General features: G+C 42.5%; 21 protein-coding genes. 5 read left to right on the top strand and 16 right to left on the bottom strand.

From position 1 onward, the window contains the following. Positions 1-9: 9 nt before the first annotated feature. Together M72_RS17260 and bioB are read left to right on the top strand one after the other, a co-directional pair. On the top strand, positions 10-162 hold the full coding sequence (locus M72_RS17260) for a hypothetical protein (protein ID WP_022045030.1): 153 nt from the start codon (positions 10-12) through the stop codon (positions 160-162). 148 nt (positions 163-310) lie between these two features. Continuing rightward, complete coding sequence (gene bioB, locus M72_RS15115; protein WP_022045031.1) at positions 311-1,276, top strand: biotin synthase BioB; 966 nt, start codon at positions 311-313, stop codon at positions 1,274-1,276. A gap of 5 nt (positions 1,277-1,281) precedes the next feature. Here the strand turns inward: bioB and M72_RS15110 are convergent, their stop codons facing one another. The 7 genes from M72_RS15110 to M72_RS15080 form a co-directional block, all read right to left on the bottom strand. Next, on the bottom strand, positions 1,282-2,160 hold the full coding sequence (locus M72_RS15110; RefSeq protein ID WP_055068814.1) for a YitT family protein: 879 nt from the start codon (positions 2,158-2,160) through the stop codon (positions 1,282-1,284). Between the two features lie 63 nt (positions 2,161-2,223). Beyond that, entirely contained in the window at positions 2,224-2,799 is a 576-nt protein-coding gene (locus M72_RS15105; RefSeq protein WP_055068813.1) for a C40 family peptidase, read from the bottom strand. A gap of 81 nt (positions 2,800-2,880) precedes the next feature. Further along, entirely contained in the window at positions 2,881-6,228 is a 3,348-nt protein-coding gene (locus M72_RS15100; RefSeq protein ID WP_055068812.1) for an SbcC/MukB-like Walker B domain-containing protein, read from the bottom strand. Between the two features lies 1 nt (position 6,229). After that, positions 6,230-6,904 (bottom strand): DUF4194 domain-containing protein, encoded by a 675-nt coding sequence (locus M72_RS15095; RefSeq protein ID WP_022045035.1) that lies wholly within the window; start codon positions 6,902-6,904, stop codon positions 6,230-6,232. After that, the gene (locus M72_RS15090) at positions 6,905-8,323 is read right to left on the bottom strand and encodes a Wadjet anti-phage system protein JetA family protein (RefSeq protein WP_055068811.1); all 1,419 of its coding nucleotides are present in this window, start codon (positions 8,321-8,323) and stop codon (positions 6,905-6,907) included. Between the two features lie 22 nt (positions 8,324-8,345). After that, complete coding sequence (locus M72_RS15085) at positions 8,346-9,551, bottom strand: Wadjet anti-phage system protein JetD domain-containing protein (protein WP_055068810.1); 1,206 nt, start codon at positions 9,549-9,551, stop codon at positions 8,346-8,348. 301 nt (positions 9,552-9,852) lie between these two features. Next, positions 9,853-11,337 (bottom strand): flotillin family protein, encoded by a 1,485-nt coding sequence (locus tag M72_RS15080; protein WP_261291850.1) that lies wholly within the window; start codon positions 11,335-11,337, stop codon positions 9,853-9,855. A 225-nt stretch (positions 11,338-11,562) separates the two neighbouring features. On the opposite strand from M72_RS15080, the gene M72_RS15075 reads away from it, so the two are divergent. After that, entirely contained in the window at positions 11,563-11,991 is a 429-nt protein-coding gene (locus M72_RS15075; protein ID WP_242853342.1) for an RNA polymerase sigma factor, read from the top strand. After that, positions 11,981-12,961 (top strand): zf-HC2 domain-containing protein, encoded by a 981-nt coding sequence (locus M72_RS15070; protein ID WP_055068808.1) that lies wholly within the window; start codon positions 11,981-11,983, stop codon positions 12,959-12,961. The genes M72_RS15075 and M72_RS15070 overlap by 11 nt, the downstream gene beginning before the upstream one ends. Positions 12,962-13,028: 67 nt before the next feature. On the opposite strand, the gene M72_RS17405 is transcribed toward M72_RS15070, so the two are convergent. The 3 genes from M72_RS17405 to dcm form a co-directional block, all read right to left on the bottom strand. After that, a complete protein-coding gene (locus M72_RS17405; protein WP_206541841.1) occupies positions 13,029-13,184 on the bottom strand; it encodes a hypothetical protein in 156 nt (51 codons plus the stop codon). Between the two features lie 88 nt (positions 13,185-13,272). Continuing rightward, the gene (locus tag M72_RS15065; RefSeq protein WP_009461554.1) at positions 13,273-14,151 is read right to left on the bottom strand and encodes an Eco47II family restriction endonuclease; all 879 of its coding nucleotides are present in this window, start codon (positions 14,149-14,151) and stop codon (positions 13,273-13,275) included. Next, positions 14,152-15,384 (bottom strand): DNA cytosine methyltransferase, encoded by a 1,233-nt coding sequence (dcm, locus tag M72_RS15060; protein WP_055068807.1) that lies wholly within the window; start codon positions 15,382-15,384, stop codon positions 14,152-14,154. It abuts the gene before it with no gap. A gap of 181 nt (positions 15,385-15,565) precedes the next feature. Between dcm and M72_RS15055 the strand changes: the two genes are divergently transcribed. Then, the gene (locus M72_RS15055) at positions 15,566-16,024 is read left to right on the top strand and encodes a very short patch repair endonuclease (RefSeq protein ID WP_022045044.1); all 459 of its coding nucleotides are present in this window, start codon (positions 15,566-15,568) and stop codon (positions 16,022-16,024) included. Positions 16,025-16,124: 100 nt separating this feature from the next. On the opposite strand, the gene M72_RS15050 is transcribed toward M72_RS15055, so the two are convergent. From M72_RS15050 to rpoC, 6 genes are all read right to left on the bottom strand, one after another. Further along, complete coding sequence (locus tag M72_RS15050; protein ID WP_055068806.1) at positions 16,125-16,346, bottom strand: hypothetical protein; 222 nt, start codon at positions 16,344-16,346, stop codon at positions 16,125-16,127. Positions 16,347-16,498: 152 nt separating this feature from the next. Then, entirely contained in the window at positions 16,499-17,686 is a 1,188-nt protein-coding gene (gene tuf, locus M72_RS15045) for an elongation factor Tu (protein WP_055068805.1), read from the bottom strand. A 117-nt stretch (positions 17,687-17,803) separates the two neighbouring features. Next, positions 17,804-19,921, bottom strand: a complete 2,118-nt coding sequence (gene fusA, locus M72_RS15040) for an elongation factor G (RefSeq protein WP_055068804.1) — start codon at positions 19,919-19,921, stop codon at positions 17,804-17,806. A gap of 27 nt (positions 19,922-19,948) precedes the next feature. Beyond that, the gene (gene rpsG, locus M72_RS15035) at positions 19,949-20,419 is read right to left on the bottom strand and encodes a 30S ribosomal protein S7 (RefSeq protein ID WP_055068803.1); all 471 of its coding nucleotides are present in this window, start codon (positions 20,417-20,419) and stop codon (positions 19,949-19,951) included. Between the two features lie 179 nt (positions 20,420-20,598). Further along, positions 20,599-21,018, bottom strand: a complete 420-nt coding sequence (gene rpsL / locus M72_RS15030) for a 30S ribosomal protein S12 (RefSeq protein ID WP_022046801.1) — start codon at positions 21,016-21,018, stop codon at positions 20,599-20,601. Positions 21,019-21,191: 173 nt separating this feature from the next. Continuing rightward, on the bottom strand, positions 21,192-25,067 hold the full coding sequence (rpoC, locus tag M72_RS15025) for a DNA-directed RNA polymerase subunit beta' (RefSeq protein ID WP_055068802.1): 3,876 nt from the start codon (positions 25,065-25,067) through the stop codon (positions 21,192-21,194). Positions 25,068-25,082: the final 15 nt, after the last annotated feature.

Raw genomic sequence — 25,082 nt, 5'->3', positions numbered from 1 at the left:
TTTGTTTTTATGAACGAGAAAATATATAAAGCAATGGGATCATCAGCCGTATCAAGCCTCGTGATCGGAATCTGTGTACTTGCCACAGGAATCGCCGCAGGGGTTCTTCTTATTATAAACGGGTCCCGCTTACTAAAGCATAAATCAAAAATTTTATTATAATACTTCAAATCCGGAGAATTTTTTCATTCTCCGGGTTTTTTACTCTTTATTGTCAACCCGTTCACTCATCATCGTTGACATTTCATTTTTTCCATGCTAAAGTGAATGCATATTGTTAATAATTACACACAAGGAAGGTATTTAGCAAATGCATACAACAAAAGAAAACGATCCGGTTCTCTCCCGTGAGGAGGCTCTTTCTATTTTAAACACTCCGGACGATCAGCTGGATGATCTGATCGCCCGTGCTGAAAAACTCCGGAGAAAATATAAAGGAAATCACGTCAGCATCCATATTCTGACCAATGCCCGCAGCGGCAACTGTTCCCAGGACTGCGCATACTGTGCACAATCCTGCCGTTCCACCGCAGATATTGAAAAATACAAATGGGTTTCCGATGAGAAACTGTACAAGGATAACGATTTTGTCAATGAACACCATTTAAGCCGCCACTGTATCGGCTTAAGCGGAATGAAATTTACAGATGAGGAAATTGAAGAACTTGCCGAACGCATCCGCGCCATGAAGAAAACCGGCACACATCTGTGCTGTTCCATTGGATTTTTAACGGAAAAACAGGCACGCATGCTCTACGATGCCGGTCTTGACCGTATCAACCACAACTTAAACAGCAGCCGCGCCTATTACAGCCATATCTGCTCCACCCACACCTTTGACCAGCGTGTTGAAAATATTCATATGCTGCAGAAGATTGGATTTGAAATCTGCAGTGGCGGAATCATCGGTATGGGCGAGAGCAAAGAAGATGTGGTAGATATGCTGATGGAACTGCGTGAGATCCAGCCGGAAGCACTGCCGATCAATTTTCTGCTTCCGATCAAGGGAACTCCGTTAGGCGATAAAGATATTTCCGGTCTGACCACAGAATACTGCATGAAAGTCCTCTGCCTTGCAAGACTGATGGTTCCACAGTCAGATATCCGCTGTGCCGCCGGCCGTGAGGTATATTTCAAAGGAGAAGAAAAAAAGCTTTTAAGTGTCGTCGATTCCATCTTCGCCTCCGGTTATCTGACCGCCGGTGGACAGGGCATCCAGGATACCATCAAAACCATCGAGGATGCCGGCTTTACTTATGAGATTGAATCTGCATAAAGCTTTTAATCATGCGGAATATCATGAAAACGCCCCGCAAGTTCTTCTGTCCGCACAACATTGATAAAAGCATGGGGATCAATCTGACGGATAAGCGGAAGCAGCTCCCTTTTTGCCTCGGAATTAATGACGGAATAAATCAGGGTCTTTTGCTTTTCCTCATAACACCCGATTCCCTGGAATAACGTTGCATCATGGTTGGTCCGTTCCCGGATGGCACGATAGATTTCATTGGATTTATCAGAAATAATAAACATCGTTTCCTTCTGGTAACGCTTGTACAGTGCCTGAATGATCTGCGTGCTGCAGAACTGGTAAATAATCGAGTACAACGCAATCGACCAGCCGAACAAAGCACCTGCAACTACAAGCATGAGCACATTTCCTGCCAGAATATAATTCCATGCATCAATACCCTTCTGCTGTGATAAAAAGATGCTGATAAAGTCGGTGCCACCCGTGGTGGTGCCGACATTTAAACACAGACTGATGGCAAATCCATTGATCAGTCCACCAAACACACTGATCAGCAGCACATCCTTTGTAAACACATACGCCGGAAGCATATCTGTAAAAATACTCGTCAGTACAATAACAATAATAGAATACAGAGTAAATTTTTTCCCGATAAATTTATATGCAATGTAAGTAGGAACCAGATTCAGTCCGATGTTAAACACCGAAAACGGTATACTGACATGGATAAAATCTAACCCGATCTGCTGCAGTAAAAGTGACAATCCGGAAAATCCTCCCGGAAACAGGCCTGCCGTTTTGGCAAAACAGCGCAGATTCCACGCATACAAAAGTGAAGCAAAAAACACAATAAACAGGCGGAATACCTGATAAAATTTCGGGTGTTTATATTCAAGTGACTGAAACATCCTTTTCTCCCTCTTTCTCATTTTTTTGCATTGTAACATATTCCGACAAAAAAAGACAGACCTTTACGGCCTGCCTACCATCTGCCCCATTGGGTAATATTTTTCATCTCCAGTTGCCCACTGAATTCCAAGTTCTGCCTTTCCATTCCCATCAAATCCATAGAATATATAACCAGTAATCATTTCTACATGATAGATTCCCTTATATCTTCCATTTTTCTGTCCGGTTTCAAACATCACATCTCCCGGATTCAATTTCATATTTTGTATATTTGCCTGACTCAGACCTCCGCTGACAAGTTTCTTATACTGTACGCACCATTTTCCCATATCCGCTGCAACCGGTGCATAATATGCCATTCCAAAATTTACACCATTCTTATGATAAGATTTCCATACCAGGGAACTGCAGTCGTAAAATTTTTCCTGCATACGCTTTGGCTGGCTGGTTTTATCAATTGTTACATTAGACAAATCCAGAACCATATCCGTTGGACTATCATCACTGTCGTACCAATCATCATTATCATAGGAATCAATATTATAACCATCTTCTGCTTTCACTTCTGCCACCGGTACGCAGATACAGGCACCTGCCATAAGTACTGCTGCAAGCAGACAATAAAACCTTTTTTTCATAAAACCATGCTCCTCTTTTGTATGTAATCTTCAATAAAATTATCGTACCACTACAGAGGTAATAAAATCAACTATCCAATTTTATCCTTCCATCATTTCCAGATACTGCCCCTTATCAATATGCATCATGGAAATCCGGTTTTTAAACCGACGGAATCCATATACACAGTCCACATTCCGGATCAGAGACTGCAAACGCTCATCCGGCACACAGACAATCAGCTGCAGATCCATCTTTCTGGCATATTTCAGACAGACTGCGCTTCGCTCCTGATCCATTTTGGAAAACGCCTCATCCAGCAGTACCAGCTTAATTTTGGAATCCCGCTTACTCTGCTGCATATACAGCATGGCAAATCCAGCAAGCAGTGCTACATACTTTGGATTTTGTCCCTCACCACCGGAATCCCTGCCCGCCATATCATCGACAAAGTTTTCCCGGATCACATTTCCATGTTCATCGGTTACCTGTTCAAACATGCTGAATGACAGATAATTCCTGTAGTCTGCGTACTGTTCCATTTCTTTGCGCTTCTGTGCCCGCAAATGCTCATCCTCATCTTTCGGCGGCATAAACTTGTCGGTCAGAAGTTTGATCTTCTGCTCATATTTCTGATAAAATGCATCTTCTCCGAAACTGATCTGACCGTCAATTCCGGCATTGTCCAGATTCTTGCTGTCGAGTTCCTCTGCCATAAGCATATCAAAGAACTGTCCGTTTTCATTTTTGGCCGGTTCAATTTTAATCTGGTACGTGCTGTCTGAGAAATTGGTTTCCCGCAGCAGGCGGTTGATCTCATATGCGTGCCGTTTGGCTGCTTTGATATCTCCGTGAATTGTTGCAATGACATTCTCCCGGAGACTCTTATAGATGGATGCACACTTTTTTTCAAATTCTTCTTCGTATGCCGGCTCAAAATCCGTCCTGTACCGTTCAAGCAGTTTTTCATATGCTTCATTGGATTTCTCAGCTCCGCTGAATTCACTGGCCGGATATGCAAGAATATATTTATTTCGCGCCATCTGCAGACGTTCTGCCTGTTCCTGCTCCTTATCTGCCAGATCTGCAATCTCTGCCTTCTTCCTGTTAATCACGGACTGCCCGGATTGCTTTTTTAACAATTCCCACACTTCCTGTTCGAGTTCTTCATTGGCAATATATCCCTGCAGCTTTTCCTCCAGCTGCTGTCTTCTGGACTCATTTTCTCCGGAAAGCTGCCCATACCGGCTGGTTAGCTTTGCCAGCTCTGTCTGCACTTCATCGATCTCAGTCTGGATGTCCCGCACCTGCTTCTTTAAAGCCTGTTCCTTCTCTTCGAGTTCTTTGTATGCCCCCTCCCGCAAAAAGCGGATCACTTCTTCGAGTTCTTTCTTGGTTTTATTTACCTTTGCAAGCTCAGCACCCGCCTTGGAGAGTTTCACGTAATGAGATGGCTCATCTTTCAGACACTCAAATTCTCTTGCAGCTTTTAATCTGCGCAGCAGATGATCCAATTCCGTCTCCTGTCTGCTTAAATCTTCCACATCGTTTTCATATTCTGTAAGCCGCGCCTTGGAAACACGGCGTCCAATACACGCTCTGGTCGTATAGTCTTTTTTCTTAAGATGCCGGAAAATAAAATTGCTGTACGAATAACAATCCGGTGTCACACCATCCCTTACCTGCTCCAGTTCCTCCACAGACCTGCATTTCATAATATGTCCCAGATACCGTTTCAGACATACATCCACATAAGCCTCTTGCGTTTTTACCGCTTCATACAATGACCCTTCCATACAATCCGGCTTACTGTCTGCAATCGCTTTGGAATTAATCAAATCAACATTTTCATATTGCTTCATATTGCGAAACAGGACTGCTGCCTCATGTGCATACTGCGGCTCTGTAATCAGAGAATGTTTCAGCCTTCCCATGCGACCTTCAATCGCATTCTTCCATTCTTCCTCCTGCACATCGAAAAGATCTGCAAAAATCTGTACTTTCACCGTTTGCCCATAGCGGTCACTTAATTGCTGGGATAGTGCACTTCTTGCTGACCGCAAATTCTCATCATATGGTTTGCGGTCATGTTTCATATCATCTACCAGCCGCTTTTTTTCTTTTAGCTGTTTTCCGATCTCACGTCTCTGATCTCTGTAATCCTCCACTTCATCCTCGATATTTTGCTTGGCCGATTCAATTTTCAGATGCAGATTCTGGCACAGTTCTTCTGTCACCCTTCCCTGGTTTAATTCAGCAATCATGTTGAGTACCGGATTGCTGATATAATCCGTGATCACATCGTCTTCTTCCCAGTTTTTCATTCCCTGAAGGATCTTTTGCCACTGTCTGGTATTATCTGCCAGCATCCTGCTGCGCTCATCTAATTCCTCGTACTGCTGCTGTTTTCCCCCTAAATCGCTGGCTTTTAAATCGGCACTGACCTGTATCAATTTCTGCTGTGCTTCCTCCCGCGAGGCAGAAAGTTCCTGCACTTTTTTCTTGCATTGTTCCTGTTTTTCTGCAAGATTCCTTTTGTCGTCTTCTGCTGCCTGAATCCTTGCCCGCAAATCTTCAATACCGATGCAGCGTATCATGGCTTCTGCCCGGACGATATCCGTCTGCAGACGCACCAGTTCCTTTCCTGATGCCTGAATTTCAGATAACAGCTCAATCCGCTTCCGCAGATCTTCTATTTTTTCTTTGATCTGGCGGTAAGAATCCAGCTGTTCACTAATCGTGGCAATGGTATTGGAAGTGTTCTTTGGAAACATATAATCACGAATAAACTGTCCCGTTCCATTGGTCATTTTCAGGGCAATTGCACTTTTTTCCATCGTGATAAAACGGTTCTGATCAATATACCCGAGAATCACATCATACAGAGTTCCCAGATATGCCTCTTTGGAACCATAAATGCGGTTGACTTCTCCCTTTCCGCGGTTGTCATCGGATTTTGTTCTGGCACTGACCAGCTTTTTGATCTCCTGATTGGAATAGCAGACGCCCTGTTCCGTCAGATATTCAGACTCCGGCATTTTCCCGGAGTGACTGAAATACACAAATTTTTTAATCTCAGAATCTGATTTTCTTACTTCAAACGCAATTCCAATACAGGTTATAATATGGGTTCCGGTATCTTCAATTTCCAGAGCAATTACGGAACAGAAATCACAGTCTTTACGATTGGCAGATCCGTCTTTTTGTTCTCCGCGCAGATAACTTAACACACTTCTGCGATTTTTTGCATCATCCGCTGCTTTATTCAGAAAACTCGGTGAGAAACTTCCATACAAAATGACCTGGATGGCATCCATCACTGTCGATTTTCCAGATCCGCTTTTTCCACTGAACAAATTCACATATTCATGAAACTCCAGTACCTTATGATCAATGCCTCCCCAGTTGTTAAGGCACATCCTTGTAAAAACTTTTTTTGCCTGACTCAATTTATTCACTCCTCATTTCGTCTTGTGTTTCCCACTGATCCTGCGTCTTTTCCGAATACTCTGCTTCCTTTTGTTCTTCCGTTTCCCCGGTTTCTCCTTTGAACATTTCAACCAGCTCATTGATATCTGCCGCTGAACAGAAAATATTAATGGTACTGTAAATATAAATCGGGGAATCGTCTTCGAGATTTCCAATGGCACTTGGCAGTTCGATCATCTGGTGTGTTTTCATCAGAATCAATGCCTCCTGCCACTCCTGAGCGGTCAGTCTGCGCGTAATCAGGTTTGTTTCCTTTCCATATCTTCGGATCTCCGCAAGACTGGTTGTCGTGGCATGTAGTCCTTCTCCCATAATTTTATCCCGATAAATCAATTTCATAAGGATCACCAGTTTCGTTGTTAAAAGTGTCATACGCTCCGTCAGCACGCCATCTCCTGTAATCCGGAAAATATGTTCCTGCGGATCATGAACCAGTTCACAGTCAAGCACCTGCAGATAATCTGCAATAAATTCCCGATTTCTCGCACATACCTGATAGTGAGGATTATCCTTCTGGATCAGAGTAACCGGATCACACTTTGTCTGCAAAATACAGGTCTGGCGAAACAGATCCTGTATGGTTTTTCTAATATTTTCCGCCTCACTCTGCGAGATATTTTCCATGTATTCTAACATTTATTTTTTCTCTCCTTTTTTTGCGTCAATCACCAGTTTTGAAAAAACAAATCCATATTCTCCTTTTAATTCTCCATCAATATGCACCGTTTCCTCCTGTTTCGTATCATCCGTTTCCTCCTGCCACAAAAACAGCAGTTTTTCCAGATCTTCTACGGACTGAATCGTCTGTTCATCCGTGACAAATCTGCCATCCACGATATTTTTCTGCCTGAATTCCTGCAACTGTTTTTTCGTATAAAGCGGCTTTGGTACAAAATCGGTCATCTGAGTCTCCTCGTTGTGCTTTTCCATCGCAATCGGGTGAAATCCTGCATCCTCCGCATTTTTCCGGTTGTAAAAACTTCTATCGGTTATATTCTTAAACTGTGTTCCCACTCTGATCCGGTCACGCATTTGTTCTAACACCTGTGGGCTGTTTGCATGATGATCCAACAAATTAATTAACTTTACAATATGATCTTCATCCGAAGAGCCTTCCTGCAGAATATAATGGATTCGTGCCAGTGCACGCTTGGCAAAGACAGTTTTCTGTTCGATCAGCTTGTTATATTTTTTTTCGATCAGATCAAATTCCCGCTCCACCTGATACACAAGCTGACTGGCACTTTCACAATATTCCAGACGATACTGGTTTCTTTTGCTGGTAACAGTTCCCTCCACAAGTCCGGTACGCTCTTTTACAAGCTGTTCCCTTTTTTGGTCATTTTCGCGAAGAATCTGGCTGATCAGTTCCTTAACTGCTTCCTTATAACGGTAAAAGCTGTCTGTTGTCGTAAGAATTGCATATTTTTTACTGTCACGGTTGTTAATTTCCTCTACCAGAACTTTCTGAATTCCAATAAAATTTTTTTTCTGCGACAATTCCTCAAAATAGGAACGCATTCCATCCTGCATATTGGAAAGAAGCTGCCCCAGCCGTCTGGACGTCTGGAGTGCGTTTTTTAAAATATCATTATTTTTTTCTGTATCCGAATGATACGTAAACAAAGCACTGTAAATCGAAAGGATACTTTCCCTCTCCCGGCTGTCATCTTCTGTCTGAAGCTTCTGAAACAATTCCGTAAACAGCTGGCTGTATTCCGGGAAAGAAATAATATACGTATTTAACTTTTCATCAAAATCGCTTTTTAACCATCCCCACCGAATCAGGGTATTCAATATGCCAGACGGCGAATCTTCCGGAAATAAGGTATCCGGCTCGTCCTCTTCTTCTATTTCCTCATCCTCCCAGATAATCCTTGCCTTTGCAATTGTATCTGCAATAATCACACGGCATTCCTCTATCGTCAATCCAAGTGCTGTATACACTTCATTATTTTCCTCATAAATTGCCACAAGAAACTGCATATATGCATCACGGTTTTTCGTGCGAAATAGTTTATAAAATTCCTTTGGAATTTTCTTTTTTAAAATCATGAATGAATTTCCTCTTTATTTTCTACAACAGCCGTTCCTGTTCTATCGTCAGACCTGACTTAAGTATTGCTTCCTTTAATGGTTCCAGTAGTCCTGCATTTTTCCTTATCAGCTTATTTCTGGTATCTTCCTTTAATAAAATACCTGCATCCTCCCTGACTGCTAATTCAAAATCCTCCTGACTCATTTTGTATGGAAGAAGTTTTGGGAATACCTGCGCCTTAATAAACTGGAAAATACAGATTCCTCCATAATCCAGATCTCCCCAATGATAAAATTCACATCCCTCAGAAACCAGATCACAAATCGTCTTCAAAAACCGAACTTCCTTTGGAGAGAAAAAACCATGACAAAATATATAAAGAGTATCTTTTCTATAAGACATGTCCTCATAGTTTGCTTTATTTTCAATTGTCATGATTCTTTTGCAACCTGACAGGGCATACGCCCTTGCATGTTCCATTGTCTGTGTATTTATAATCGTTCCATAAATCTGTGATGAAGAATCAATTACTTTTTCATCATTTATAATATACTGCAGTGTGCCTTTCCACTCAAGCGTCTGCGCATAAGAATGAATATTATGCGCATCCAGCAGTTCATCATCACTCATTTCCTCTATATAAAATGGGGATTTTTCTTTTAAAACAGACAGTATTCTATCCTCATAATTTTTTTGGAAACATTTGGAATTGTGAAGGACACGCGCACTGAACACCCGTTTCCAGACGTGTTCCTTTTGATGTGCAACTGCATCTATACATACAAAAAAGGTTTCATCTTCCAGTTCTTTCTGCTCTTTGCCTCTGTTCAACAGATCCAATAAATCATCATAGTAGGAGCACAACCATGCACAATCCTGTCCTTTTCTCCGCCATTTTTCCACACGGGCAATGAGACGAAGCTGCCTTTCCCTTGGATCTTCGATTTGTTCCCTTTCACACAATTCCGGAATAATCGCAACATCATAATCAATTTTCTTAATACTTGTTTTTACATCTTTCCAATCGGGCTTAAACTTCCCCATCTTTCCCGCATTTGTCTCATTTTCAAGGATAGTTGCCTGATCCAAAAGCTGTTTTCTTCCACCCACTATTTCCATAACATCCGCATCAATATACGGATGTTTCCATCCACTGAGCATCCCCGCCCTGTAATGATCGGTATTGGTTTTATCAATGATCCAACGGGCTAAAGTTTTATGTTCCTGCTCTTTTTTTCTGCCCACGTGGTCTCTCCTTTATTCCTATGATTTCATCTACAGGAAGTGCCGCGTAAAAAGCTGATGCATATCTGCCAAAAACGTAGACATAACACTTCCTGAACCTTTTACCTCTTCTTCCGTTGCTTCCTGCTGTAATGCTGCGATTGCTGTTTCAATTTTTTCATTTCTTTATCTTCATATATTTAGTATAACGAAAAATTTTCCGAATTGCACCTATTATTTAAACATTTCGCATGAATCATCACCGACAAAAAGAGAACAGTGCCCCGATTTATCATCTGACACTGTTCTCTTTCTTTTGGTTTTATCCCTGTTCTCCGGATTCCGGTACATCTGTACTTACCGGTTTTGTACTATTCTGCGGCTCCACTTTTGCCATCGTAACCTTTGTTCCGTCATCCTTTACTACAAAGTTCACGGAATCAAGTCCCGATACATTCACATTGCGGTTTACCTTCGCATCGTAAGACTCTGCGTTGATAATATCTGCCAGATCAATTCCGGTTGCTTCTTTCATGCTTTCAAAGACTTTTGCCATGACCACCGGCACATTTCCGGCAATCTGATCCACACCATTGCTGCCGCCTTCGCCACCTCCAATGATTGTGATCTTGTCAATCTGACCGAGCGGTTCTGCAACTTTTCCGGCAATATCCGGAAGTACCTTGATCATCATTTCCGCTACTGCAGCCTTATTATACTTCGCATATGCTTCTGCCTTCTTTTCCATGGCTTCTGCTTCCGCAATACCTTTTGCCTGGATCGCAGATGCCTCTGCCTCACCGACTGCCCGGATACCGGCTGCTTCCTGCTCTCTTGCAAAACGCATGGCTTCTGCCTGTGCCTTCTGCGCTTCCGCTTCCCGCTGTGCCTCAAACTGCTTTGCCTCTGCGTCCTTCTGACGCTGATAAAGTTCTGCTTCCGCGCGCTGCTGGGCTGCATATTTTTCTGCCTCGGCTTTCTTCTTTACTTCTGCCTCCAGCGACTGCTCCGTAACGGCAACCTGCTTCTGCTTTAACTCAATTTCACGCTCCTGCTTTGCAATATCTGCATTTGCCGTGGTAACTTCAATAGTCTTACGTTGTTCCTCTTTCTGGATTTCGTAAGCGGCATCTGCCATCGCCTTCTTTGTATCGGCTTCCATCTGAAGTTCTGATTTTTTGATTGCCAGTTCATTCTGTTTCTTCGCAATCTCTGTCTGCGCTTCCACTGCCGCATCATTGGATTCTTTATCCGCTGCTGCCTGTGCAACTTTAATATCTCTCTCACTCTCAGCTTTTGCGATGGCTGCAGATTTCTTAATCTTTACAATATTGTCGATACCGAGATTTTCAATGACATCATTTCCATCAACGAAATTCTGCACATTGAAACTGATGATATCCAGTCCCATCGCTGCCAGATCCGGCTCCGCATTTTCTTTGACAAGGTTGGCAAATTTCTGACGGTCGGAAACCATTTCCTCCAGCCGCATCTTACCAACAATCTCACGCACATTACCTTCAAGCACTTCACGTGCCACACTTGCTATGTACTCTGTATTTTTATTCAGAAAGTTCTCTGCTGCCAGACGCAGTTTCTCCGGATCATTACTGATCTTGACATTGACCGTGGCATCCACATTGATATTGATGTAATCCGCTGTCGGTACGGCGTTACTCGTCTTGACATCAATCGGAATCAGACGCAGATTCAGTTTATCCAGACGCTCAAAAAACGGAATCCTTATACTTGCCTTTCCAATGACAACTTTTGATTTCTTTTTCACACCGGAAATAATGTATGCCATAAATTGTCATATTATTTTCTTATGATGTTTTCCTTAACTTAACCTTAAAACATAGACACTTGAAATTCTTTCCTGTTAAATCCATGAAAAATATTATAAAATAATTTGGAAAAGTTTGTAACGAAACCATCTTTTCGCCGTCTAATCTGTGTAAAAAGGAGGTGACCGGTTCTGAATTATGAAAAATTGTACAATTCCTATTACCTGCAGGTTTACTCTTACGTGATGACAATCGTCAAAAATCAGTCCCTGGCGGAAGAAATCACACAAAATACGTTTTATAAAGCGCTGACTGCCCGACACGGCTATGAAGGGAAATCCCGTGAATTCACATGGCTGTGCAGCATAGCCAAAAACCTTGCAGTTGATGAATGCCGCAAAAATCAAAAATATGCCTGTTTCGATGCATCTGCTGCGGAAACATCCGATGATATTGCAAACCATATTGCGGATCAGGACTCTGCGCTGCAGATTCATCTCGTACTTCATGAACTTCAGGAACCTTATAAAGAAGTCTTTCAGCTAAGAGTTTTCGGAGAATTATCCTTTTCACAAATCGGAATAATCTTCGGGAAAACAGAAAACTGGGCGAGAGTTACTTATCACAGGGCAAGATTAAAAATTAAAGAAAGGATGGACCACCATGAATCATAATCCAAACGAATGTGACATTGTGCAGGATCTCCTGCCATTATATTACGACCATGCATGCAGTCCTGCCAGCTGTGAACTGGTCAGACAGCATCTTGCTGACTGCGCTGACTGCGAAAAAATTTACGAAGATTTAGCCAATCATACCATTGACAACGTAATTGAAACCGAATCCTGCGAAATTCTGGAACGGCATGCCAAAAAAGAACGGAACCTGGCATACAAAGCCGGTATAGTCATTGCCGCCCTGCTGCTTGTTCCGATCCTTATTACCTTTATTGTATCCATGGCCGGCGGCAGCGGACTCGGCGTATTCTCTGTCGTAACCGCTTCCATGATGCTTGTCGCAGCACTCACTGTTGTTCCGCTTATTTCTTCCCAGAAACGGCTGATGAAATGTATTTTATGTGGTGTCGGTGCCCTGCTGCTGATTTTATTTTTTGTAAATACCATGAATGGCGGAGGAGAATTTTTCTTCTGGTCCGTTCCGACTGTATTCGGACTTTCCGTTGTATTTTTCCCTCTGGTGATACGCGAAATGACATTACCGCCTGTATTATCCGATAAAAAAGCCCTTATTATCATGATCTGGGATACGCTTTGGCTCTACCTGACCATATTTACCGTATCTTACCGTTCCGGATTAGGCAGTCTGAAAACCGGATGCATTGTGGCAACAGTCCTGATGATCGGTGTATGGCTCTTTTTCCTCATAATTCGCTATCTCCCGGTCAATAGTTTTATCAAAGGCGGTCTGTGTACACTTCTTTGCAGTATATGGATTACCTTCTCCAATGATGTTTGCAGTTATCTTCTGTATGATACCAGACAGCTTACCATCCGCCATGCGAATTTTTCCACCTGGACGACAGATCTCAACGTAAATGCCAACATGTATGTCATCCTTCTTGTCGCCGGAATTCTCATCAGCGCTTTACTGATCGGAATCGGGATTGTAAAAAAGAAAAAATAATTCCAACAAAGTCCATCGGATGACCAGGCTGCGTTTGCCCGACCTGTAGACGGCAATATCGCAGCCTCTATTCCGAAAAGCTTCCATTGATTCTTATTGTATTTTCCATCCGGCGCTCTGCATCTGAAGATTTGTCATATGCCGGTAGATTCCGTTGGTGCTCATTAACTCCTCCGGTGTTCCTTCTTCCGCGACTTTTTTCTACAAATTCTTGTGTATTCATCCGAAATATTACTATTTGCCTTTTTTAAAAAATCAAATAAATCATGTGTCGAAGTGCTCATGTTCATTCCCCACCATTCTTTATATGCCTATTTTAACCGTTTCACATATTCATAAATCCGTTTCAGCATTCCGTCTTTATCTTCTCCTAATTCTCCACGGATTTTATCTCCAAATCCCATATACGTATTAAATCCAAGCATATATACAGCCATTGCCATAGACAGCTCGTCGTTTTCATCACCATATAATGATGCCACCTTTCTCAATTCATCAATAACCGTATCGTGTGGTACTTCAACACCGCCTTCTTCATTTACAACAGAATTGATTACCTCCGGCAATGCCATACACATCTTATAAAATGCATCTTCTTCACCAGTGAGAATTGCATAAAACTGATCCATGCTCACACGACGAATCAACCTATGCTGTACATTTTTCCCATCAACTTTTGTTGACCATTTTATATTCTGTGATTTCTTTGCAATTGCTTCAACCAACAGACACGCACAATCATCATCTTCCAAAATCTGTCCCTGCATCTTTATATATGTTTTTGCAGAAGATGCAGAATTCATAGTATTGTGTTTGTTTTTCATTTCCACATATATTGTATGTACAATATCTCCATCTGGCATTTGTATTCCATCGGGATTTCTGTAAATAACATCCCAGCCTGCCTGCGGGACTTCGCATCCTTTGAAATAAGAAAAAATATTCTGGTGAAAATATCCTATATCATTATTATTAGACTTATCTCTCTGCCGGAAAATTTCATTATTTACAATTTCTTCCCAGCTTGTACGATACACCGATTTATCAAAAATCAGCTTGATCGGATCAATCAGGTTACTATTGAACCGCTTCAAATCATACGATTCCAGTTTTTCTCCATATTTCATAATCGTTGCACGCACATGCTTCTTAAAATCTTCTTCTGATATAAAATCTAAATTCCATGCCATTTATTTTACCCCCTCTAATGATTTATGTATCTCCAACCCAATTTCATATGCTAAGTTGACAGGAACCGCATTTCCAACCTGTTTATACTGAGATTGAACACTTCCACAAAACTGCCATTCATCTGGAAATGTTTGACATCTTGCATTCTCACGTACTGTAAACGGTCTTGCTTCCAATGGATGGCATCTTTCTGTTTGCTTCTGAGACGGTGAAGTCAATACCGTCAATGATGGTTCATCCAGACTCATTCTCCTAAGAATTCCTGTTCTTCCGCCTTCCATATCCCAACAACTTTTCATATATGCTTTTGCAATCTCTGGATCGATATCTCTCCAATATCCTCCAGGTGGAACTAATTCAAATATTTTTCTTTTATTTTCCCCGTATGGCACTCCTGGTCCTTCTGGGCAATCCAATAAAACATCTCTCAAAACAGGCTTATAATCATGTTCTTTAGGAAATGAGAATGAAACTTTTCCCACTAAATCATTCCTAATTCCAACAGTAATTAGCCTCTCTCTTTTCTGCGGCACACCAAAATCCCACGCATTTAAAACTTTTTTCTGAATGGTATATCCCGCCTGTTCAAAAATATTGGTTATCGTTGCATATGTTCTTCCCTTATCATGAGTCAGCAATCCTCGCACATTTTCAAATAAAAACATCTTTGGCTGTAATTTCTGTAAAAAAGTTGCATAGTGATAAAAAAGTGTTCCTCTCGCATCTTCAAGTCCTAATCTTTTTCCAGCATAGGAAAAAGCCTGACACGGTGCCCCTCCCGATAATAAATCCAGGTCTCCTTTTTTTATGCCAAAATAATCTTCCAAATCTAAACAAGATATATTAGCTATATCATCATGAATAACTCTCCAGTTCGGCCTATTGGTTTTCAAAGATTCTGCTGCATCTTTATCAAACTCTATTAGTCCCAATGGTTCAAATCCAGCTTTTTCTATCCCTAAAGCCAAACCGCCAGCTCCAGCAAACAGTTCTATGGTTGTAAATGCATCACTATCGATTTGTATTGGTTCGTCTTTTTGTATCTCTACAACATCTTCTATCTTGCAATTTAATGTAAAACATATTTTTTCTATTGATTCAAATGAAACTGGCTCATTCTTTCCTAATCGAGCTAACACATTAAAACTTATTCCTGACGCTTCCTTCAATTCTGTGCGGTTCATTTTTTTATCTATCAGTAATTTCCATAATTTGTCATAACAAATCGCCATTAAAATTCCTCCAAATTCAAAAATAGTACAACTCATATTTTATCATATACCACAATTAGCAACAAGCAATTTTCTCACCATATCGTTAGATTTCCTCTTGCATGTTTCTTAACCCGTTTGCTATTTATCCTGTTTTTTGATAATATATTCTCAGCAGTTCAGGTAGAAAGAAGGTACCTATATGTCGCGTGATTCCGCTACTGTTTCAAACAATATGCGTAAGATCCACAGTAAAGATACTTCCATAGAGCTATTGCTCCGAAAAGCTCTATGGCACAAAGGTTATCGCTATCGTAAAAATTATAAGGCTCTCCCTGGTTCTCCTGACATTGTTCTTACCAAATATAAAATTGCTATTTTTTGCGATAGTGAATTTTTTCACGGAAAGGATTGGGAGATTCTCAAACTCCGGCTTGAAAATGGGAAAAATCCAGACTTTTGGATCAAAAAAATCGAACGAAACCGTAATCGTGATTATGAAAATGATAAAAAGCTTCTATTTCTAGGCTATACTGTCCTTCACTTCTGGGGACAAGACATTTCCAAACATACAGATGAATGTTTACAAACCATTGAAGAAGCCATTTGGGATACAAAATTTTCTGATACAGCCACTGACTATGATATATCCGAAGAATAGATCCAACTTATGCAAAGCCAAAGTTTCCTACAGAAATTAAAATGTCCGTTTTCTCCGTATTGATCCCGGTTGTCACACGAGCCACGGTGTAATCTTCCATTCATGCTTTCTTTACCTCTGCATAATTTCTAAATGTCGTTACTATTGTCTTTTCTTCTTCTAAATGCTCGATCAGTACAACCACTTCATTGCCCTGGTAGATAATCCAACTGCACACACTGCTCTGCAGCTTCTGTTTTATTCCGGTATGTAGTTTGGTGAATTGCTCGCGCTCACACCTTCTAATATCAATTTTACGTCCAATACCATAACATATCCGCATAACTCTTTCCAAAAAGTGGCATTCTGTCCCCACAAAAAGACAACCAACGGCATAAGAACCATAACAATGCCGGATGCTATCATGAAAGAGCTGCAATGGTACCAAAAAAGGGCTCCCAATAATGGGAACCCTTAATTTTAAGCAATTTATAATTACTCGATGATTGTAGCAACACGTCCTGATCCTACAGTACGTCCACCCTCACGGATAGCGAATGTAAGACCCTGCTCCATAGCTACTGGATGAATCAGCTCGATTGTCATCTCTACGTTATCACCAGGCATGCACATCTCTGTTCCTGCTGGAAGCTCGCAAACACCTGTTACGTCAGTTGTTCTGAAGTAGAACTGTGGACGATAGTTGTTGAAGAATGGAGTATGACGTCCACCTTCATCCTTTGTTAAAACGTAAACCTGAGCTGTGAACTTGTGATGGCAAGTTACAGTACCTGGCTTAGCAAGAACCTGTCCACGAACGATCTGGTCACGGTTTACACCACGAAGTAATGCACCGATGTTATCACCAGCCATAGCCTCGTCTAACTGCTTACGGAACATCTCGATACCAGTTACAACTGTCTTAAGAACATCTTCCTTAACACCAAGGATTTCAAGTTCGTCGTTCAGATGTAATGTACCACGCTCTACTCTACCAGTTGCAACAGTACCACGACCTGTGATTGTGAATACGTCCTCTACTGGCATAAGGAATGGCTTATCTGTATCACGCTCTGGATCTGGGATATAAGAATCAACAGTATCCATAAGCTCCATGATCTTGTCTCCCCACTCTCCGTTAGGATCTTCAAGAGCCTTTAAAGCAGAACCCTTGATGATTGGGCAATCATTGAAACCATACTCTTCAAGCTGCTCAGTAACTTCCATCTCTACCAACTCGATAAGTTCTGGATCGTCTACCATATCGCACTTGTTTAAGAAAACGATGATGTAAGGTACACCTACCTGACGAGAAAGGAGGATGTGCTCCTTTGTCTGAGCCATAACACCATCAGTAGCAGCAACAACGAGGATAGCACCATCCATCTGAGCTGCACCAGTGATCATGTTCTTTACGTAGTCAGCATGTCCAGGACAGTCAACGTGTGCGTAATGTCTCTTCTCTGTCTCATACTCAACGTGAGCTGTAGAAATTGTGATACCACGCTCTCTCTCTTCTGGAGCCTTATCAATGTTCTCGAAATCTGTTGCTTCGTTACCAGCAACACGAGCTGCTAATACCTTTGTAATAGCTGCTGTTAAAGTTGTTTTACCATGATCTACGTGACCGATGGTACCAATATTACAATGTGGTTTTGTTCTTTCAAATTTAGCCTTTGCCATTTTGAAATGTCCTCCTTCATTTTATGCCCGGTTTTGGGCTTGTTTTTATGGTTTTAGGTTGTCAAACCGACTAACTCGATTATAGCGAATAATCAGCTATATTTCAAGCTTTTTCTATTATTTTGCCTTATTAGACAGAAGCTTCTCCTGTACGTTCTTTGGAACTGGCTCATACTTCTCGAAGAACATAGAGTAGTTACCACGACCCTGTGTCTTAGAACGTAAGTCTGTTGAGTATCCGAACATCTCAGCAAGTGGTACATAAGCGTGTACAATCTTACCGCCGCCCAGATCATCCATACCTTCGATACGTCCACGACGGGAGTTAACGTCACCGATAACATCTCCCATGTACTCTTCCGGCATAGTAATCTCAACTTTCATGATAGGCTCAAGTAATACTGGAGCTGCCTTAGCCATAGCTTCCTTGAAACACATAGATCCGGCAATATGGAATGCCATCTCGGAAGAATCGACTTCATGGTAAGATCCGTCATATACGGTAGCATGGATACCTACAACAGGGAATCCGCCAAGGGAACCAGCCTTTGTAGCTTCCTCAATACCTTCACCGATTGCTGGGATGTATTCCTTCGGAATAGCACCACCGACAACCTCGGAATCGAACTTGAACAGTTCTTCTCCGTTGGCATCCATCGGCTCGAAACGTACCTTACAATGTCCGTACTGTCCACGACCACCGGACTGCTTAGCGTACTTGTATTCCTGATCAACAGCCTTTGTAAATGTCTCTTTGTATGCTACCTGAGGAGCACCTACGTTTGCTTCTACCTTGAACTCACGAAGCAGACGGTCAACGATGATCTCCAGATGTAACTCACCCATTCCGGCAATGATTGTCTGACCAGTTTCCTGATCTGTATGTGCACGGAATGTAGGATCTTCTTCAGCAAGTTTTGCTAATGCTTCACCTAACTTGCCCTGTCCAGCTTTTGTTTTAGGCTCAATTGCGAGCTCGATAACTGGCTCTGGGAATTCCATAGACTCAAGGATAACCGGATGCTGCTCATCACAGATGGTATCACCGGTAGTAGTGAACTTAAATCCAACTGCTGCTGCGATATCACCAGAGTAAACAATGTCTAACTCCTGTCTCTTGTTTGCATGCATCTGAAGAATACGTCCAACACGTTCCTTCTTATCCTTTGTTGCATTTAACACGTAAGAACCAGACTTACATGTTCCGGAATAAACACGGAAGTAAGCAAGTTTTCCTACGAATGGATCTGCCATAATCTTGAATGCAAGAGCTGCGAAAGGCTCATCATCAGATGAATGTCTCTCGATCTCGTTGCCATCCAGGTCAACACCCTTGATTGCAGGGATGTCTGTTGGAGCTGGCATATATTCGATAATAGCATCCAGTAACTTCTGAACACCCTTGTTTCTGTATGCAGAACCACAGCAAACAGGCACTGCCGTACACTCACATGTTCCTTTACGAAGAACCTTCTTCATATCATCAACGGATGGCTCTTCGCCCTCAAGGTACTGCATCATTAAATCGTCATCTAACTCACAGATCTTCTCAATGAGTTCTGTACGATACTCTGCTGCCTGATCAGCCATATCTCCAAGATCATCTGTAACAGTGATGTTATCACCCTTCTCATCGTTGTAGATATATGCTTTCATCTCGAACAGATCAATGATTCCCTTGAAATCATCTTCTTTACCGATTGGTAGCTGAAGAACGATTGCGTTCTTTCCTAATCTCTCACGGATCTGATCTACAGCACCGTAAAAGTTTGCACCTAAGATATCCATCTTATTGATGAATGCCATACGAGGTACATTGTAGGTATCAGCCTGACGCCATACATTCTCTGACTGAGGCTCAACACCACCCTTTGCACAGAAGACACCAACGGCGCCGTCCAATACACGGAGTGAACGCTCAACCTCTACTGTAAAGTCTACGTGTCCAGGAGTATCGATGATGTTGATACGATGCTCAAGAGCGCCCTTTTTCGGCTTTGTGAACTCTTCTTCTGTCCAGTGACATGTTGTAGCGGCTGAAGTAATTGTGATACCTCTTTCCTGCTCCTGCTCCATCCAGTCCATGGTAGCAGTACCTTCATGAGTATCACCGATTTTATAGTTAACACCAGTATAATACAGAATACGCTCTGTTAATGTTGTCTTACCAGCATCGATATGAGCCATAATTCCGATATTTCTGGTTCTCTCAAGTGGATATTCTCTTCCAGCCAAGGTTTTTTCCTCCTATTAGATTTCCAATTAGAATCTGTAATGTGCGAAGGCCTTGTTTGCCTCTGCCATCTTGTGCATATCTTCTTTTCTCTTAACTGCTGCACCAGTATTGTTTGCAGCATCCATGATCTCGTTTGCCAGTCTCTCTTCCTGAGTCTTCTCACCTCTAGCACGTGAGAAAGTTGTTAACCAACGAAGAGCTAATGCCTGACGACGATCCGGGCGAACCTCGATAGGTACCTGATAGGTAGCTCCACCGATACGTCTTGCCTTAACTTCAAGAGCTGGCATAACGTTGTTCATAGCCTCCTCGAATACCTCGATTGCTGGCTTTCCTGTCTTCTCTTCTACTTTAGTAAAAGCGCCGTATACGATCTTCTGTGCAACACCTTTCTTACCATCTAACATAATGTTGTTGATAAGCTTGGTAACCACTTTGTTGTTGTATAACGGATCTGCTAATACGTCTCTTTTCTGAGTATGTCCTTTACGTGGCACGTTACTTCCCTCCTTAATCATTTTTAATTAATTCAACGGTACTCACATGTGTCTCTCTAATGTGTTCGTGCGGGCTATATAATGAGTAGGTTATATCCGGTAGCGGATACAACAATAATCCCAACACTAAACCTATTTAGCTCTGTTTGTGACCCATTGTCTGCCAAATAATCTGTTTATTATTTAGCTGCCTTTGGTTTCTTAGCGCCGTACTTAGAACGGGCCTGCTTTCTGTTCGCAACACCAGCGGTATCTAATGTACCACGGATGATATGGTAACGTGTACCAGGTAAATCCTTAACACGACCACCACGGATCAGAACAACACTATGCTCCTGTAAGTTGTGTCCTTCACCTGGGATATAAGATGTTACTTCGATTCCGTTGGAAAGACGAACTCTGGCGATCTTACGAAGAGCTGAGTTAGGCTTCTTAGGAGTTGCTGTCTTAACAGCAGTACAAACACCTCTCTTCTGTGGAGAAGAAGTATTGATTGGCTTCTTCTGCAGAGAGTTAAAGCTTCTCTGAAGTGCAGGTGCTGTAGACTTCTTTACAGTAGTCTGACGTCCTTTTCTTACTAACTGGTTAAATGTTGGCATTATTTTCACCTCCTGTATTATTCTTCAAGCATGCATCATACCATAATGCACGCTAAAATATTATATAAATTTCTGTTGTGCTTGTCAACCCACTTTTAAAAAATACATGAAAAAGAGGGAGATTTGCTCTCCCTCTTTTGTATCTTCACAGATTCTATTATCTGTGCTGTAATTTATTCTTCCGATGAATCCTCATCAGTTCCGGAAACGGCTGACAGATCTGTTCCATCCGGAACGGTTACTGTCGGGATCATTTCCTCTTCTTCATCCATAGTGAAATCTTCCAGATCGTCAAATGAGAACTCTTCTTCTTCGTTCACATCACTGTCCAGTTTGATATTGCGGTATCTCTTCATACCGGTACCTGCCGGAATCAGCTTACCGATGATAACGTTCTCTTTCATACCGATCAACGGATCAATCTTACCCTTGATTGCTGCTTCCGTAAGAACCTTCGTGGTCTCCTGGAAGGATGCAGCTGACAGGAATGAATTTGTTGCAAGGGATGCTTTTGTGATACCAAGTAATACCTGGGAACCAACTGCCTGTTCCTTGCCTTCTTCCTCAAGCTTTTCGTTCAGTTCAAGAAAATCAAGAGAATCTACCATGCTGCCCGGAAGAAGATCGGAATCTCCATTCTCTTCTACGCGGATCTTCTGTAACATCTGTCGAACGATAACCTCAATATGCTTATCGTTGATTTCTACACCCTGCAGACGATATACACGCTGTACTTCACGAAGCATGTAATCCTGTACGGCACGCACACCTTTGATTTTTAAGATATCATGTGGATTTACAGAACCTTCGGTCAGTTCATCACCGGCTTCAAGTACGGCACCATCCATGATCTTAATACGTGATCCATAAGGAATCAGGTAAGTCTTTGTATCTCCGGATTCCGGATCTGTAACGATGACTTCACGCTTCTTCTTGGTATCCTTAATGGTAGCAACGCCGCCGAACTCTGTAATAATTGCAAGTCCCTTTGGCTTACGTGCCTCGAAAATTTCCTCTACACGAGGAAGACCCTGTGTAATATCGTTACCGGCTACACCACCGGTATGGAATGTTCTCATGGTAAGCTGTGTACCAGGCTCACCGATGGACTGTGCGGCGATAATACCGATCGCTTCACCAACCTGTACCGCCTGACCGGTTGCCATGTTGGCACCGTAACATTTCGCGCATACACCCATGTGGGAACGGCAGGTAAGAATGGTACGGATCTTCACACTTGTAATCGGATTTCCCTTTTCATCAACGCCTTTATTCACAACATCCGCCGCACGGCGAGGTGTAATCATATGGTTTGCTTTAACAATAACATTTCCGTCTTTGTCACAAATTGTCTCGCATGAGAAACGTCCGGTAATACGTTCTTCCAGACTTTCGATTTCCTCCTTGCCTTCCATAAATGCCTTAACGATCATTCCCGGAATCTCACGGTTTGTTCCTGCACAACAGTCAGACTCACGAACGATCATATGCTGGGATACATCAACCAGACGTCTGGTCAGGTATCCGGAATCGGCCGTACGAAGTGCGGTATCGGACAGACCTTTACGTGCTCCATGCGCTGACATGAAGTACTCCAGTACGTCCAGACCTTCACGGAAGTTTGACTTGATTGGCAGCTCGATGGTTCTACCGGTTGTATCGGCCATCAATCCACGCATACCGGCCAGCTGCTTGATCTGTTTATCAGAACCACGGGCTCCGGAATCGGCCATCATGAAGATGTTGTTGTACTTGTCAAGTCCGGTAAGAAGTGCTGTTGTCAGCTCATCATCCGTCTCTTTCCAGGTCTCTACAACTTCCTTATAACGCTCTTCTTCTGTGATAAGACCACGCTTATACTGACGTGTGATCCGGTCTACCGTATTCTGTGCCTGCTCGATCATCTGTGGCTTCTGTGGTGGCACTGTCATATCGGAAATTGATACGGTCATGGCAGCTCTTGTGGAATATCCATAACCCATTGCCTTGACATCATCCAGTACCTCGGCAGTCTTTGTCGCACCATGAATATTAATAACCTTCTCCAGAATCTGTTTGATCTGTTTCTTTCCAACATGGAAATCAATTTCCAGCTTCAAAGCATTCTCCGGGGTACTGCGGTCTACAAATCCCAGATCCTGCGGAATAATCTCATTGAAAATCAGAAGACCAAGTGTTGTCTTGATAAATCCGGATACTTCTGTTCCGTCAGCCATAGTTGCCTTACGGTATACATAAATATTCTGATGAAGTGTAATCTCTCCATTCTCATACGCAAGCAATGCCTGATTCATGCTTCCGTAATGATATCCGAACAGATCCATTGGCTTACATAATACCCGACGGTTATTGTCTGTTGTATCTTCAAACCAGATCAGATCATACAATCCGATCTCACTCTTTCCTGTCTTCGGGTCCGGTGTGGTTGCTTTCTTTAATTCCTCAATATCGTTATACACTTTATCGGAAACAGCAACTGCATCTTTTTTATCCTTATAATCTGCCAGTTTGTGCATAGTCAGATAGTATACTCCGAGGACCATATCCTGGGAAGGAACGGCTACCGGACCACCATCAGACGGCTTCAGCAGGTTGTTTGGTGATAACAGCATAAAACGGCATTCTGCCTGAGCTTCTACGGACAGAGGAAGATGCACAGCCATCTGGTCACCGTCGAAATCGGCGTTGAACGCGGTACATACCAGCGGATGAAGCTTAATTGCCTTACCTTCTACAAGGATTGGCTCGAACGCCTGAATACCAAGTCTGTGCAGTGTAGGGGCACGGTTTAACATAACCGGATGCTCTTTGATTACTTCTTCAAGCACATCCCATACCTCCGGCTGAAGTCTTTCTACCATTTTCTTGGCGCTCTTGATATTATGAGCAATTCCTTTAGCTGCCAATTCTTTCATAACAAACGGCTTAAACAGCTCGATTGCCATCTCTTTTGGCAGACCACACTGATAGATCTTAAGTTTTGGCTCTACACAGATAACGGAACGTCCGGAGTAGTCAACTCGCTTTCCTAACAGGTTCTGACGGAAACGTCCGCCCTTACCCTTTAACATATCAGACAGAGACTTCAGTGCTCTGTTTCCAGGACCGGTAACCGGACGTCCACGACGGCCATTATCGATCAGGGCATCAACCGCTTCCTGTAACATACGTTTCTCATTGCGCACGATAATATCCGGTGCACCGAGATCAAGCAGTCTTCTCAGACGGTTGTTACGGTTAATAATTCTACGATACAGATCATTCAGATCAGATGTTGCAAAACGACCACCATCCAGCTGAACCATCGGACGTAAATCCGGCGGAATAACCGGGATAACCGTCATGATCATCCACTCCGGCTTATTTCCGGACTCACGGAATGCTTCTACAACTTCCAGACGCTTGATAATACGTGCACGCTTCTGTCCCGTTGCATTCTCTAACTCTGCTTTCAGCTCTGCAGAATCTTTTTCCAGATCAATCGCAGCAAGCAGTTCATGGATGGCTTCTGCTCCCATGCCCACACGGAATGCACTTCCGTACTGCTCTCTTGCTTCCTGATATTCTGCCTCAGAAAGTACCTGCTTGTATGCAAGAGAAGTATCTCCTGCATCAAGCACAATATAAGAAGCGAAATAAAGCACACGCTCAAGTACACGCGGAGATAAATCAAGGATCAGACCCATACGGGATGGAATTCCCTTGAAATACCAGATATGGGAAACCGGAGCTGCCAGCTCAATATGTCCCATACGCTCTCTACGAACACTGGATTTTGTAATTTCTACACCACAGCGGTCGCAGACAACACCTTTATAACGAATCTTTTTATATTTACCACAATGACATTCCCAGTCTTTCTGCGGTCCAAAAATTTTCTCACAGAAAAGACCATCCTTCTCAGGCTTTAAGGTTCTGTAATTGATTGTCTCCGGCTTTTTTACTTCGCCATGAGACCACTCACGGATCTTCTCAGGTGATGCTAATCCAATCTGGATCGCATCAAACTGCATTGCCTGATTCATGTCCTTTTTATTTGTTTCTGGCATTTATGACACTCCTTC

It is taken from the genome of Roseburia faecis, assembly GCF_001406815.1.
Lineage (GTDB): Bacteria > Bacillota > Clostridia > Lachnospirales > Lachnospiraceae > Roseburia > Roseburia faecis.
This window is presented reverse-complemented; position numbering and strand designations above follow the sequence as displayed.